The following is a 14,323-nucleotide window of genomic DNA, read 5'->3' on the forward strand; positions in this document are numbered from 1 at the left end:
AAAATGAGCGTCTCCCTCAAGAGACGCTCTTTCTTTATTATTTACGTAGGTTGTAGAATGAGCTTAGTCCACCGTAGTGTCCAGTGAAGCCTAATTCGTCTTCGATACGTAGTAATTGGTTGTATTTCGCTACACGATCTGTACGAGATGGTGCACCTGTTTTGATTTGACCAGCGTTTGTTGCAACGGCGATGTCAGCGATTGTGCTATCTTCTGTTTCTCCAGAACGGTGAGAGATAACGGCTGTGTATCCAGCACGCTTTGCCATTTCGATTGCTTCAAACGTTTCTGTTAATGTACCAATTTGGTTTACTTTGATTAGGATTGAGTTACTTACACCCTTTGCAATACCTTCAGAAAGCTTAGAAGTGTTTGTTACGAATAGATCGTCACCTACTAATTGAACTTTGTCGCCAAGGCGCTCAGTTAATAGCTTGTGCCCTTCCCAGTCGTTTTCATCTAAACCATCTTCAATCGAGATGATTGGGTATTTTGAAACTAGTTGCTCGTAGAAGTCAACCATTTCAGCAGATGTCTTCACTACACCTTCACCACTTAAGTGGTACTTTCCATCTTCTTTGCTGTATAGCTCAGAAGCTGCAACGTCCATTGCTAAGCGCACTTCTTCGCCTGGCTTGTAACCAGCACGCTCAATTGCTTCGATGATTGTTTGAAGTGCTTCTTCGTTTGATCCAAGGTTTGGAGCGAATCCACCTTCGTCACCAACAGCTGTGTTGTGACCTTTTTCTTTTAATACATCCTTTAAGCTATGGAAAATCTCAGTGCCTGTGCGTAATGCTTCTTTAAAGCTTTCTGCACCTACTGGCATTACCATGAATTCTTGAATGTCTACAGAGTTGTCAGCGTGAGCTCCACCGTTGATGATGTTCATCATTGGTACTGGAAGAGTTTTCGCGTTGAATCCACCAAGATATTTGTAAAGTGGTAGATCTAAGTAGTCAGCAGCCGCACGAGCAGCAGCCATTGATACACCTAGAATCGCGTTAGCACCTAGTTTACCTTTGTTTTCTGTACCATCAAGCTCGATTAACACTTGGTCGATTGCTACTTGATCTGTAACGTCCATTCCTACAACTGCTTCTGCGATTAAGTCGTTTACGTTAGAAACTGCCTTTTCTACACCTTTACCAAGGTAACGGCTCTTGTCTCCGTCACGTAGTTCAACTGCTTCATATTCACCAGTTGATGCACCACTTGGAACTAAAGCACGACCCATTGCACCTGATTCTGTATAAACTTCCACTTCAATTGTTGGGTTACCACGAGAATCTAATACTTCACGAGCATAAACATCAATAATAAATGGCATAATTGTGATCTCCTTTATAAGTAAATTTATTTAATTAATGAAATTCCAGTCATTTCTTTTGGCTTTTCTACTGAAAGTAACTCTAACACAGTTGGCGACAAGTCTCCAAGTTTCCCACCTTCACGAAGTTCAACATCTTTTTTCGTTACAATAACCGGAACTGGATTTGTCGTATGAGCCGTCATTGGACTACCTTCCATTGTAATAACTTCATCTGCATTACCATGGTCGGCAGTAATAATCGATAATCCACCTTTAGCAATAATCGCATCAACGATCTTCCCTAAACATTCATCCACTGTTTCTACCGCTTTGATTGTTGGCTCTAACATTCCAGAGTGACCAACCATATCAGGGTTTGCAAAGTTTAAGATGATCACGTCATGCTTATCTTGTGCGATTTCACCTAGTAGTGCATCCGTTACTTCATACGCACTCATTTCTGGTTGTAAATCATATGTAGCAACCTTTGGTGAATTAATTAAAATACGTTCTTCACCTGGAAACTCCTGCTCACGTCCTCCACTAAAGAAGAACGTCACGTGTGGATACTTCTCTGTTTCCGCAATTCGAAGCTGCTTTAACCCATTTTGCGCAAGCACTTCACCTAGTGTGTTATCAAGGTTTGTTGGCTTAAATGCAACATAGCCTTGGACTGTCTCACTGAAGTGAGTTAAGCACACAAAGTGTAAATTTTTCGGATGATGCTCACCACGATCAAAGGAACGAAAATCTTCATTTGTGAAGGTATTCGATATTTGAATGGCACGGTCTGGACGGAAATTGTAGAATATTACTGCATCGTCATCTTTTAGCGTTTGGACTGGTGTACCGTCTTCCTTCATGATCACAGAAGGTAACACGAACTCGTCATAGATCCCATTTTGATAAGAATCCTCGACACATTCAATTGGTGTTTTATACGTTGGTCCTTCACCATAAACCATCGAGCGATAAGATTTTTCTACTCGTTCCCACCGCTTATCACGGTCCATCGAGTAGTAACGACCAGATAACGTCGCAATCTCCCCAACACCGATTTCTTCTATTTTTTGCTGTAAATCTAGAATATATGTTTTGGCAGTTTGTGGACCGACATCCCGTCCATCCAAAAAGCCGTGAATATATACATTTTCTACGCCTTCTGACTTTGCCAGCTTTAATAAAGCATATAGATGTTGAATGTGGGAGTGAATTCCACCATCTGATAATAAGCCGAAAAGGTGAAGATTTGTCCCTTTTTTCTTCACATGCTTCATCGCTTCTATGAACGTATCATTCTTTTCAAACTCACCTTCACGAATCGCAACATTCACGCGAGTTAAGCTTTGGTACACGATACGCCCTGCCCCAATATTTAAGTGACCCACTTCAGAGTTACCCATTTGTCCTTCTGGTAACCCGACAGCTTCGCCACTTGCGATAAGCGTTTGGTGAGGATACTCGTTCCAAAAGCGATCAAAGTTTGGCGTTTTCGCTTGAGCAACTGCATTCCCCTTTTGCTCATCACGAAGAGCATAGCCATCTAAAATAATTAATGCAACTGGCTTTTTCGTCATTCGCTGGCAGCCTCCAGCAGCTGTAAGTAAGAAGAAGCTTCTAGACTTGCGCCACCAACTAGTGCACCGTCAATATCAGATTGTGATAATAGTTCTTTAATATTGGAAGGTTTCACACTTCCACCATATTGAATGCGAACTGAATTAGCAGCTTCCTCAGAAAACGCTGAAGCGATTGTTTGACGAATGAACGTACAAACTTCATTAGCCTCTTCAGAAGAAGCAGTCTTCCCTGTTCCAATTGCCCAAATTGGTTCATAGGCAATTACACTTTTCTTTACTTGGTCTTCAGTGAAACTAGCTAACGCTTTTTTAACTTGAGATCCAACTATATTGTTTGTTTCTTCTGCCTCACGTTGTTCTAACGTTTCCCCACAACAAATGATGGGAGTTAATCCGTGTTTAAAAGCAGCTAGTGCTTTTTTGTTTACAGATTCATCTGTTTCTCCAAACATTTCACGACGTTCCGAGTGACCGATAATCACATACTGTACTCCTAAGTCTGCTAAAGCAACAGGGCTAGTTTCTCCTGTAAACGCTCCGCTTTCTTCAAAGTGCATGTTTTGCGCACCGATTTTCACGGCTGTACCTTTTGTATCGTTTACTAGACTTTCTAGATATAATGCTGGAGCACATACTACCGATTCGATGTTGACTTCAGATGGTACGCGTCCTTTTACTTCTTCAATAAAGCTTTTTGCCTCGGAAAGTACTTTGTGCATTTTCCAGTTGCCTGCGATAATTGGTTTACGCATATGACACCTTCCCTTGTACTATTTATCGTTTAATACATGAACTCCCGGTAATACTTTACCTTCCATAAATTCTAGTGAAGCACCGCCACCTGTTGAGATGTGGTCCATTTGCTCTGCTACACCAAACTTTTCGACTGCTGCAGCGGAGTCTCCCCCACCAATTACTGTATATGTATCTTTCGCATCAGCTAACGCCTGTCCTACAGCCTTTGTACCATTTGCAAATGCTTCTAATTCAAATACTCCCATTGGTCCATTCCAAATCACAAGCTTCGAACCTAGAATAACATCACGATATATTTCACTTGTTTTCGGACCAATGTCTAGTCCTTCCCAATCGCTTGGAATCGAATCAATATCTACTACCTTTGTATTTGCATCGTTAGAGAAATCATCTGCAACAACTGCATCTACTGGCATGTAAAATTTAACGCCTTTTTCTTTCGCTTTTTCGATAAAGCTGCGAGCAAGGTCGATTTTATCTTCTTCAAGAAGTGACTTTCCAACTTCGTGGCCTAAAGCCTTTACGAACGTGTATGCTAAGCCACCACCAATAATTAAGTTATCTACTTTTTCTAGTAGATTTTCAATCACACCAATTTTATCTTTTACCTTCGCGCCGCCGATAATGGCTGTAAATGGGCGTTCAGGGTTCGATAAAGCTTTACCTAGTACATCCAGTTCTTTTTCCATTAAGAATCCTGCAACTGCTGGAATGTGATCTGCAATTCCTGCTGTAGAAGCATGTGCGCGGTGTGCTGCTCCGAACGCATCGTTCACATAAACATCCGCTAGCTTTGCAAATTCTTTTGAAAGTTCTGCATCGTTTTTCTCTTCGCCTGGATAAAAACGAACATTTTCAAGTAAGAGAACGTCGCCTTCGTTCAACTTAGAGATACCCAGTTCTGCATCTTCTCCATAAGCCTCATCAACCTTTGCGACAGGATTACCTAAAAGATCGCTCAAACGTTTAGCAACAGCATCTAAACGTAGTTCTTCCACAACTGCCCCTTTTGGACGACCAAGGTGGGAAGCTAAGATAACTTTTGCCCCTTGTTCTGATAAATACTGAATGGTTGGAAGTGCAGCGCGAATTCTCGTGTCATCTGTAACTTCTCCATCCTGCATGGGAACATTAAAATCTACACGACAAAATACTCTTTTTCCTTTAACATCCACATCACGAACTGTCTTCTTGTTCATTACACAGGACCCTCCTTTAGTAAATAAGAGAATAATTCATAGTTTGGTAAGAACCTTCTCTTTTTATCCCCCTAAGCTTGGTGTTGATTTAAATTATGTATGATCCAGCGAGAGATAATGCTGTACTAACATCTAGAAGGGGAGTAGGTGTTAGCCCATCTCCCCAAATCTTTCCATTCATTATTATAGACGTTGTACGAAAGTTTATCTACTAATTATAGTCCTTGTTTTACAATATATTCTGCTAGGTCAATCACACGGTGAGAGTAACCAGATTCATTATCGTACCAAGATATAACTTTCACTAAGTTACCTTCTAATACCATTGTTGATAAAGCATCAATTGTTGAGGAATGTGGATCACCATTGTAGTCACTTGATACTAACGGCTCTTCACTGTATTGAAGGATTCCTTTCAAGTTTCCTTCAGCTGCAGCTTTTAAAGCACCATTAATTTCTTCAGCAGTTACGTCTTTTTCAAGCTCAACGACTAAGTCAACTAACGATACGTTTGGTGTCGGTACACGCATTGCCATACCGTTTAACTTACCTTTAAGTTCTGGTAAAACTAATGATACTGCTTTTGCTGCACCAGTTGATGTTGGAATGATGTTTTCAGCAGCTGCACGAGCACGGCGCAGGTCTTTATGTGGTAAATCTAAAATTTGTTGGTCGTTTGTGTATGAGTGAACAGTTGTCATCATACCTTTTTTAATTCCAAAGTTATCATTAATCACTTTAGCAAATGGCGCTAAACAGTTAGTTGTACAAGAAGCGTTAGAGATTACATGATGGTTTGCAGCATCATACTGATATTCGTTAACACCCATAACTACAGTAATATCTTCGTTAGATGCAGGTGCAGAGATAATTACCTTTTTCGCTCCAGCTTCAAGGTGCTTCGCTGCATCTTCGCGGTTTGTGAAACGTCCTGTGGATTCAACTACGATATCAACACCAAGACCTCCCCAACCTAATTGTGCAGGATCACGTTCTGCCAATACTTTAATTTCTTTACCGTTTACGATTAAAGCATTTTCACCAACTGTTACGTCAGCATTTAAAACACCATGAACTGTGTCATATTTTAATAGGTGAGCTAATGTGTGAGCATCAGTTAAGTCGTTAACTGCCACTACTTCTACGTTAGCGTTATTTAAAGCTGCACGAAATACATTACGTCCAATACGTCCAAAACCATTAATACCAATTTTAACTGTCATTATTAGTTCCTCCTTAAGTTCAAAAACATCATTTATTCGTTAGGGATAGCCCCTTAACTAACTCATTTGCGGCACTTTCGTCAGTAATTAAAATCGTATCCTGACCTTTTTTCATAAAGGCTTGAATTGCCTTAGCCTTCGACGCACCTCCAGCAACAGCGATAACACATTTAGCATTCTTTAAATCGTCGAGTTGTATCCCTATTGTTTTGACTTTATGTACAACTTCTCCGTCTGAATTAAAGTAGTATCCAAATGCTTCTGCTACTGCTTCTCCTTCAAGAATTTTTTTCAAATTCTCTGGAGCAGTTCGACGCCGTTCAGCCATCGTTTTAGCATCTCCAATACCATGTACAACAATACTTGCTGACTTGATGTGGTTTAGCACTTCACTCACTGTTGGTTCAGCAATGATGGATTGATAGGCTTCCTCACCTACTTGATCCGGAACATACAGTAATCGATATGTTCCCAATGCCTTTTCGGCCATTTTCGCACAAATCGTATTTGCTTGATTTTCCATTTTTTCATCAAGACCACCGCGTGCAGGGACGAAAACAACATTTTTGAATCTTGCATCAGGAGTAATCATTTCAGCAACAGCTGCAATCGTTGTGCCACCCGTTACAGCTACTATCGCTTCATCTTCAAGGTAACTCTTCAAGCAAACCGCGGCTGCTCGACCCATTTCTTGCTTAGCAAATGGAGAGTAATCACTATTACCTGGAACAATGATGACATTCTTAATTTGTAATTTCTCCTGTAACTTCTTCTCTAATACACTAATACCTGCAACTTCCTTCATCATTTCCTCTAGTTCAAAGAGAACTTGATATCCGTCGTCGGTTAAAGCCATACCAGCAGAATTCATTACAATAAGTTCTTGTTCCTTAAGAAAGTCTACTTCACTGCGCAATACTCGTTCTGTTATGTCTAAGGCTACCGAGAGTGACCTTCTTCCAATAGGCTCATTCAGCCGAATATACTGAAGAATTCGATACCGCTTCTGCATAACTGTGAGTAAATCAGGTAATAATTTTTTTTGAATATCAATTAGAGTTTTCATCTTCAACTCCTTTTCGAGGTGAATTTTTTACTTGGGACCTAAATCGTCCCTATATGACGTATTGTGTCCCACCTACACCAAAAAAATTTACCCCCGGTACACATTCATTGTAACAGGAATAAATTCCTTATTCAACTCAAGAAACGCCCGTTTTCTCAAGTAAACGCTTTCTTATTAAATTTTTATCTAAAATCCCGTAAGAGATGACTTCTTCATCAATTTCAACGACCGGAATCATGACCTGATATAACTCTAGTAGTTCATCATCTTTATAAATATCCCACTCGATTAATTCGACAGGAAACTCATTTGCTAGTTCCTGTACGACAGCTTTGCCTTTATCACAAAGTGGACAATCAATTTTTGTATAGAAGTTAATTTTTACTGTATTCATATGGTTCTCCTACGTAAATTTTCTAGAGGATGAAGAAGGGATACGTAGTTGCTCGCGATACTTTGCAACTGTTCTCCTCGAAACCTTGAGCTTATACTCTGTTTCTAATTGAATTGAAATCTTCTGATCAGATAACGGTTTTTTCTTTTCCTCTCCCGTAATCATTTGTTTTATTATTTCCTTAACCCTAACAGATGATATCTCCTTATTATAAGTGGACTTAATCTTTGAGTGAAAAAAATACTTCAACTCAAACGTTCCAGCATGCGTTTGAACATACTTCCCTCTCACTGTACGACTAATCGTTGATTCGTGTAATTCAACATCTGCAGCAATTTCCCTTAACGTTAACGGCACTAGAAAAGCAACGCCGTATTGAAAGAACTCCTTTTGACGAAGTAAGATCGCCTGTGTAACGAGCACCATCGTTCTTTTTCGTTGTTCAATACTGTTATATACCCATTTTGCTTCATTATATTTTTCTTTTAAGTAATCAAGTGATTCCTTATCATCAATTTCCTGCTGCAAAGATAAATATTCATCATCAATGGTAAAAGCAAGATGAGCACGCTCATTGATTGAAACTTTGTAGCCATTTTCATCTTGTTCAATGAATACATCAGGAACAATATATGGAATGTCTACCTTTTTAAAATCTGCAGCTGGTCTTGGATTTAATGTTTGTAGCAACTGAAACACTTGCTGTACTTCTTCAATGGTAATTGCAAGCTCCTTGCTAATTTTGTCCCACTTTTTTTCTGCCAACTGAATAAAGTAATGTTCTACTACCTTGTGGGCAATGATACTAGTAGGAAACTTTCTATGCAGTTGGATAGATAAAGATTGCTGTAGGCTTTGAGCACCTATTCCAGCAGGTTCTAATTTTGCCTGAATATAGTGAAGTGCTTCTAGAAGCTCTGATTCAGAGTAACCCGACAGTTCACTTAACTCATCCATGCTGTCACGGATGTATCCTTCTTCATCTATTGAGTTCACTAAAAAGATGATCTTATTTTTCAATGCCGTATCAAGGTTTTGAACGTCAAGCTGAGATTTTACATAGTGATCTAACGAGGGCTGATCATGAGAGACAAGCTCTTTATCAATCTTCTTATTCAAACTCTTTGCTTTGTAAACTTTGTCATTAATCTTTACAAATGGATTTCTTAGTGACAAGTCGGTAATAAACTGCGAGAGCTCATAGGAAGAATACTGCAATAACGTGATGGACTGACGAAGTTCATTCGTTAAAGCTAGCTTCGTGACTTGTTGCTGCAAGAGACCTGTTTTCATATGTATCACCTCTCTACTATTTTACATGAAAATCACTTTTTCATATATGACTAGAATTTGTAAAGATAGGAGGTATCACCATGACAGATGTATTTTCTGTAGAATATTTTGCTGAGAATTTAAGGAAGCATGTAGAATTAAATGGAGAATTCAATGATCGCGTTGATGCAATGAACAGTTATTATCGTTCCATTGTATCTACGCTGATAAACGAAAAACTTTCGGCAACGTCAGAAACTCTCCACCGCATTCGTAATTTGGACGAAGCCTACACGATTATCAAATCACAAGAATTTTAACACGAGTACACCTCTATGCTTTATAATAGTAACTAAGTAAACAAGCTGGAGGTTATTATGCTACTCAACCCTATCGGCCGATTACGTATAATCGGATTTATTGAAGGAATGTCTTATTTAATCTTAGTTTTCATCGCAATGCCGTTAAAATATTGGGCAAACATTCCTATTGCTGTTTCTGTCACTGGCATGCTTCACGGAGTGTTTTTTGTCTTATTCATTCTAGCTCTTGCCCACGTATTTTTTGCATACCGTAAATCGTTTTGGTTTGGTCTAGGTGGAGTCATTGCATCACTTATTCCGTTCGGAACGTTTATTTTAGACAAGCGATTACAGAAAATGAATGAATAAACGATCTTCCTAGGAGGATCGTTTTTACTAGGGGAGGATTTTTTTATGAAACAATGGACGAGAGATACAGAGATTCATGCACCAATTGAACAGGTGTGGAAGCTTTTTGACGGTTCACTTGAAGATATGCAAAAAATTATGCCACAGGTAATCGAAAATAAACTCGTAACAGAAACAGAAAACAAAGTAGGTTCAGTCCACTTACAAACGTACAAAGAGCGTAATCGTACTCAAACGTATGAAGTGAAAACACTGGAGTATATGAATCAACCAGATCATAAGATTGTAAAGGTCGGATTCGTTATCGCGAATATGTTTGAAATTACGGCAAGGTATGAGCTAAAAAAATTGGAGGACAATAAAACGTGGTTCCAATACACAACAACGAATAAACCGCTTAAATGGTTTATTAAGGCTTTCCTATTACTTGCTAGTGATAAAATCGTTGTTCAATTTGTTGATCGTGTTAAGAGAGTTGCCGAAGAACAAAACGAGGCTGGGGCATAACTAAATAATTCATCCTCAAAGGCGAATAATATCTAAATTATTCTACCATTATATTTTTTCGTATCCTTTGTTATTTATTAATCAGTTAAGTGGAAGAACTAGTTCGTTCCATTGCACTGCAGACACTAGTTTTTTTAAAATACTATGCAAAATCAAACAAATTTATTGAAAGAAACAATTAAAGACCCGAACTATTAGGTGAATGATATTGTCTAATAGTTTGGGTTTTTATCATTGGCTGAAATACTTATGTCTCAGCCTCTTATTTTTTCTATCATAAAAAGAGTATGTTATGTAAAATAATAGGTAAAAAGATATAGCCAGGGGATTATTACTATGAAAAAAGTATTATTCATTCATCTTATAATTGGTAGCTTATTAATGGGAAGCACGAGTGTACACGCCGAGGTCACGGTTACAACTAAAAACAAGATTGAATCAACTGACGAACTGTTACCATTCCATCACTCCAGACCACGTAAAGCCGACATTACTCATACCGTCATTCACTTTATTAGTGATGTATCAAGAAATCCCACTAACCCATTTACCTTTCAAGACATTCATTCTGTGTATAAAGAGTACGGAGTGTCTGCTCATTATATGATTGATCGAGACGGTGAAATCTATCGCCTCGTGCCAGAAAATCGGGTAGCCTACCATGCTGGAAAAGGTTATGCTCATGGCTTTCCTAAATATAAAGATAACTTAAATGAAGTTTCGGTTGGCATTGAGCTTATGGCGGTGGGAACAGAGCAAGAAATGGATGCACTACTCCCAAAAGGTACCTACTCTAAAATCCACTCTTCTTCAATTGGATATACTGATGCTCAATATGAATCACTTAATCAAATTTTAGATAACTTGTATGAGAAATATCCTTCCATTGTTCGAAATAGGTGGCATGTTATTGGACATGATGAGTATGCTCCGGGGAGGAAGACAGACCCGGGGAGTTTGTTTGATTGGGGTAGGATTGGGTATTAAGGGAAAAGCCAAGAGCATGTGCTCTTGGCTTTTTTCTAGCTATAACTATTGTTTTACGCGCCCGGAGGGATTCGAACCCCCGGCAGACGTGGTACCGGAAACCACCGCTCTATCCGACTGAGCTACGGGCGCACGATTATGATTACCACACTGATTATACGTCACTTTGAATTGTTTATCAAACGAAAAAGTAACTTTTACATGTATTCAACATCCCAATCATAGTAAAGGAGACAATCAACAATTGTCTCCTTTACCTATCCCTATATTGTTACGTTATTTTTCATTTCCTGTCTTGATGTTTTGATAAAGAATAATTCATACACGACCGGAACAATCACTAGCGTTAATAATGTGGATGATGTAAGTCCTCCAATTACGGTAACGGCTAGACCTTTTGATATTAGTGTTCCTGATGAAGTGGTCATTGCAAGTGGAATTAACGCTGCAATCGTTGCAAATGCTGTCATTAGTATAGGACGCAATCTTGTTTTTCCAGCTTCAATGAGTGAGCTTCTTACTGTTAGTCCACGAGATCTGTTCTGACCTATGCGATCGACAAGCACGATTGCATTAGTTGTTACAATTCCAATTAACATGAGGAATCCGATCATCACACTTACAGATAAAGGCTCTTTTACAATAAATAATGAAACGAGTGAACCAATTGGTACAAAAATCAGTGATGATAAAATGATGAATGGAATTCTTGCTTTCCCAAAGGTCACTAACATCGTTAAATACACGAGTCCGATGGCTACGATGATGGCAATCCCGAGTGATTGAAAGATTTCAACCGTTTCGTCATTTCCTCCACCACTTGTTAACGATACACCTTCAGGTAATTTAATCTTTTCTAAACCTGACTTTACTTCTGATGAAATAGCCTGCACATCATTTCCTTTTACTTGACCAGAAACACGTGCGTAAACTTTCGTATCGAGTTTTTGTATGGAAGTAAAAGCTTCTATTTCCTTTACCTCAGCTATGTCCGAAAGCTTTACAGGACCTTTTTGTGAGAATATCGTAATGCTTTCAAGCTGATCCTTAGAATCTAGCTTTTCATTAAATGAAAGTTGAACAGATTGCTCTTTGTCATCTAAAGTTAATGTCCCGATACTCACTGGCATCGTTTGATCACTGACAGTACCAAGGATTTGAAATGCTGATAACCCGTATTCACTTGATTTCTTGGAATCAATATCTACTAGAAATTGCTTTTGCTTTTCACTAAAGTTGTTCGTTATATATTTAAGGTCATTATTTTTTTTCATATACTCTTCGACAATAATAGATGCTTCTTGTAATGCTTCTAAATCATTTGAGAATAAATCAACATCTACATTGTTGTTCGAAGGAGGACCTCCAGTTTCCAACTCTTGAACACTAATTTTAAGGTTACTTTTTTCTTGAACAGCAATGTCCTCGATTTTTCTCTCTAAATCTTTAATCGTTTTTTCAACATTCACACCATCTTTAAGATTTAAAAAATAACTTGCTTTGTTTTCAAGTCGTAAACCAGTTGCAAAGTCCCTTGATCCTATCGCTGCTGTCACATCTGCTATCTCTTGTTGTTCACTAAACATCTCCTCCACAAGAAGTGATATTTCGTTTGTGGTTTCCAATGAAGAGGATGAAGGCAACTCAATAGATGTCGTCAAAATTTTAGACTCTTCATTCGGAATGAAGGTGAAGCCTAATGAAGGTACAACTGCGAAAGATCCAGCCAACATGACAAATGAAATCAGTAGAATAATAAGCTTATGATTAAGAGATTTCTCAATCAGTCTACCGTAAAATCTTTGAAGTGCTCCTTCTTTCTCCTCAGCTGGTACCTGCCTAAATGAGAATTTAGCTAAAATAGGTACGATCGTGATCGAAACAAGTAAAGATGCTAATAAAGAGAAAATAATCGTTAACGCAAAAGGTAAGAAGAACTCCCCTGTAATTCCGCCAACAAATCCAATCGGAAGAAATACGACTACAGTTGTTAATGTAGAAGATGTAATGGCCTTTAATATTTCCTTTGTAGATTCAATAATGACCTTATCAGACATGCCTTCATTCGATTTCCGTACACGTCTAAAGATATTCTCGATTACTACGATACTATCATCAACAACACGCCCAACTGCGACAGCCATTCCACCTAACGTCATAATGTTTAGTGAAATATCCATTTGCTTCAGAAAGATTGCAGCAATTAATAGCGATAGTGGTATGGATACAACGGCAATGATTGTAGCTCTTGCATTACGTAAAAAAACTAAAACAGCAATGGAAGCAAATAGTGCTCCTAGTAATCCTTCTTTCACTAACGTACTAACGGATTTTTCAATATCCTTCGCCGAATCAATCCCAATTTCATAGTCTAATTGATCGTCATATTTCTTAAGAACGTCCATTACTTTATCAGCAATTTCAACTGTGTTCGCATCCTGCTTTTTCGTTATCGCCATTGAAAGAGACTCTTGTTGATTAAATCTAGCTAACTCACTTTTCTCCGTAACTGCTTTAATGGTTGCTACATCTTTTAAGAGAATAGGACTAGGTTGCGCTGCCGGTGCTCCTCCTCCGAAAGCAGGAGCCAGTTCTAATTCTTCCAACTTCGAAATAGAATCTAACTTTTCTTCAACACGAATAGGAATTTGAACTTCATTTTCAGTTATTTCTCCGGCTGGAAATGAAAGGAACTTATCGTTAATTTGATTTTTAATCATACTTAAGGAAAGACCCGCTTGTTCAGCTTTCTCTTTATCAACGGTAATTTGAACAAGGCTATCTGTTAATCCTGCAACTGACACATTATTAATGCCTTGAATTTTTTTGAGTTCAGGAATCACATTGTTATTCATTAACTCTTCAATGCTTTCTCCATCAGAACTGAAGAATGAAATATTATAAATCGGAAAAGCACCGAAGGATAATCGGTTTAGCTTGATTTCTGCTTCTTCAGGTAGACCTGCATCACTTACAGTTGAATTAATTTGTTGCTCTACTTTGTCTAAATCTGTATCAAAGGGAAACTCTAGATTAATTATTCCAATGCTATCATAAACAGAACTAGATACTTTTGTAACGCCTTCTATGGAATCTAATTGCTCTTCTAACTTAGAAACTACTTGTTCATTCACATCATCAGGTGATGCACCTGGATAGATTGCTTCAATCGTTATTTGTGGAAACTCAATTTCTGGAAATTGGTCTACTTTTAATTTTGAAAAAGAATAGATTCCTCCTAATACAAATAAAAATGAAATAATGAATACAGCAACTGCATTTTTCAAACTAAACCTCGTTAAAAAGTTCATCTTCTTGTTTTCCCTCCGCAAAATTATTTATTATATATAAATTAA

Annotated in this window: 13 protein-coding genes and 1 tRNA gene; 4 read left to right on the forward strand and 10 right to left on the reverse strand. The window is 38.3% G+C overall.

Annotated elements, in window-relative coordinates; translation table 11 throughout:
• Positions 1 to 37: 37 nt before the first annotated feature.
• The 8 genes from eno to rpoN form a co-directional block, all read right to left on the reverse strand.
• Entirely contained in the window at positions 38 to 1,330 is a 1,293-nt protein-coding gene (eno, locus tag JR050_RS15075) for a phosphopyruvate hydratase (protein WP_204204344.1), read from the reverse strand.
• Positions 1,331 to 1,356: 26 nt separating this feature from the next.
• Positions 1,357 to 2,889: a 2,3-bisphosphoglycerate-independent phosphoglycerate mutase gene (gene gpmI, locus JR050_RS15080; protein WP_204204345.1), complete on the reverse strand. Its 1,533-nt coding sequence runs from the start codon at positions 2,887 to 2,889 to the stop codon at positions 1,357 to 1,359.
• Positions 2,886 to 3,644: a triose-phosphate isomerase gene (gene tpiA, locus JR050_RS15085; RefSeq protein ID WP_204204346.1), complete on the reverse strand. Its 759-nt coding sequence runs from the start codon at positions 3,642 to 3,644 to the stop codon at positions 2,886 to 2,888. Before tpiA ends, gpmI begins: the two co-directional genes overlap by 4 nt.
• Before the next feature lie 18 nt (positions 3,645 to 3,662).
• Entirely contained in the window at positions 3,663 to 4,847 is a 1,185-nt protein-coding gene (locus JR050_RS15090) for a phosphoglycerate kinase (protein ID WP_204204347.1), read from the reverse strand.
• Between the two features lie 215 nt (positions 4,848 to 5,062).
• On the reverse strand, positions 5,063 to 6,070 hold the full coding sequence (gene gap, locus JR050_RS15095) for a type I glyceraldehyde-3-phosphate dehydrogenase (protein ID WP_204204348.1): 1,008 nt from the start codon (positions 6,068 to 6,070) through the stop codon (positions 5,063 to 5,065).
• Between the two features lie 28 nt (positions 6,071 to 6,098).
• Entirely contained in the window at positions 6,099 to 7,136 is a 1,038-nt protein-coding gene (locus tag JR050_RS15100) for a sugar-binding transcriptional regulator (RefSeq protein WP_204204349.1), read from the reverse strand.
• Between the two features lie 136 nt (positions 7,137 to 7,272).
• Positions 7,273 to 7,530 (reverse strand): glutaredoxin family protein, encoded by a 258-nt coding sequence (locus JR050_RS15105; RefSeq protein ID WP_204204350.1) that lies wholly within the window; start codon positions 7,528 to 7,530, stop codon positions 7,273 to 7,275.
• A gap of 9 nt (positions 7,531 to 7,539) precedes the next feature.
• On the reverse strand, positions 7,540 to 8,823 hold the full coding sequence (rpoN, locus tag JR050_RS15110; RefSeq protein ID WP_204204351.1) for an RNA polymerase factor sigma-54: 1,284 nt from the start codon (positions 8,821 to 8,823) through the stop codon (positions 7,540 to 7,542).
• Between the two features lie 80 nt (positions 8,824 to 8,903).
• On the opposite strand from rpoN, the gene yvfG reads away from it, so the two are divergent.
• The 4 genes from yvfG (at position 8,904) to JR050_RS15130 (ending at position 10,967) form a co-directional block, all read left to right on the forward strand.
• Entirely contained in the window at positions 8,904 to 9,122 is a 219-nt protein-coding gene (gene yvfG, locus JR050_RS15115; protein WP_204204352.1) for a protein YvfG, read from the forward strand.
• A 57-nt stretch (positions 9,123 to 9,179) separates the two neighbouring features.
• Positions 9,180 to 9,473 (forward strand): DUF3817 domain-containing protein, encoded by a 294-nt coding sequence (locus JR050_RS15120; protein WP_204204353.1) that lies wholly within the window; start codon positions 9,180 to 9,182, stop codon positions 9,471 to 9,473.
• Between the two features lie 45 nt (positions 9,474 to 9,518).
• Positions 9,519 to 9,980, forward strand: a complete 462-nt coding sequence (locus JR050_RS15125; RefSeq protein WP_204204354.1) for an SRPBCC family protein — start codon at positions 9,519 to 9,521, stop codon at positions 9,978 to 9,980.
• A 336-nt stretch (positions 9,981 to 10,316) separates the two neighbouring features.
• Positions 10,317 to 10,967, forward strand: a complete 651-nt coding sequence (locus JR050_RS15130; RefSeq protein ID WP_204204355.1) for an N-acetylmuramoyl-L-alanine amidase — start codon at positions 10,317 to 10,319, stop codon at positions 10,965 to 10,967.
• Positions 10,968 to 11,023: 56 nt separating this feature from the next.
• On the opposite strand, the gene JR050_RS15135 is transcribed toward JR050_RS15130, so the two are convergent.
• Together JR050_RS15135 and JR050_RS15140 are read right to left on the reverse strand one after the other, a co-directional pair.
• Positions 11,024 to 11,099 (reverse strand) — tRNA-Arg (locus JR050_RS15135).
• A 131-nt stretch (positions 11,100 to 11,230) separates the two neighbouring features.
• Positions 11,231 to 14,278: an efflux RND transporter permease subunit gene (locus tag JR050_RS15140; protein WP_204204356.1), complete on the reverse strand. Its 3,048-nt coding sequence runs from the start codon at positions 14,276 to 14,278 to the stop codon at positions 11,231 to 11,233.
• Positions 14,279 to 14,323 lie beyond the last annotated feature (45 nt).

It is taken from the genome of Bacillus suaedaesalsae, assembly GCF_016890225.1.
GTDB lineage: Bacteria > Bacillota > Bacilli > Bacillales > SA4 > Bacillus_BS > Bacillus_BS suaedaesalsae.

Bases quoted from the DNA above. Each gene is read 5' to 3' on its own strand.
- eno (WP_204204344.1), bottom strand. From the start codon at position 1,330: ATGCCATTTATTATTGATGTTTATGCTCGTGAAGTATTAGATTCTCGT.
- gpmI (WP_204204345.1), bottom strand. From the start codon at position 2,889: ATGACGAAAAAGCCAGTTGCATTAATTATTTTAGATGGCTATGCTCTT.
- tpiA (WP_204204346.1), bottom strand. From the start codon at position 3,644: ATGCGTAAACCAATTATCGCAGGCAACTGGAAAATGCACAAAGTACTT.
- JR050_RS15090 (WP_204204347.1), bottom strand. From the start codon at position 4,847: ATGAACAAGAAGACAGTTCGTGATGTGGATGTTAAAGGAAAAAGAGTA.
- gap (WP_204204348.1), bottom strand. From the start codon at position 6,070: ATGACAGTTAAAATTGGTATTAATGGTTTTGGACGTATTGGACGTAAT.
- JR050_RS15100 (WP_204204349.1), bottom strand. From the start codon at position 7,136: ATGAAAACTCTAATTGATATTCAAAAAAAATTATTACCTGATTTACTC.
- JR050_RS15105 (WP_204204350.1), bottom strand. From the start codon at position 7,530: ATGAATACAGTAAAAATTAACTTCTATACAAAAATTGATTGTCCACTT.
- rpoN (WP_204204351.1), bottom strand. From the start codon at position 8,823: ATGAAAACAGGTCTCTTGCAGCAACAAGTCACGAAGCTAGCTTTAACG.
- yvfG (WP_204204352.1), top strand. From the start codon at position 8,904: ATGACAGATGTATTTTCTGTAGAATATTTTGCTGAGAATTTAAGGAAG.
- JR050_RS15120 (WP_204204353.1), top strand. From the start codon at position 9,180: ATGCTACTCAACCCTATCGGCCGATTACGTATAATCGGATTTATTGAA.
- JR050_RS15125 (WP_204204354.1), top strand. From the start codon at position 9,519: ATGAAACAATGGACGAGAGATACAGAGATTCATGCACCAATTGAACAG.
- JR050_RS15130 (WP_204204355.1), top strand. From the start codon at position 10,317: ATGAAAAAAGTATTATTCATTCATCTTATAATTGGTAGCTTATTAATG.
- JR050_RS15140 (WP_204204356.1), bottom strand. From the start codon at position 14,278: ATGAACTTTTTAACGAGGTTTAGTTTGAAAAATGCAGTTGCTGTATTC.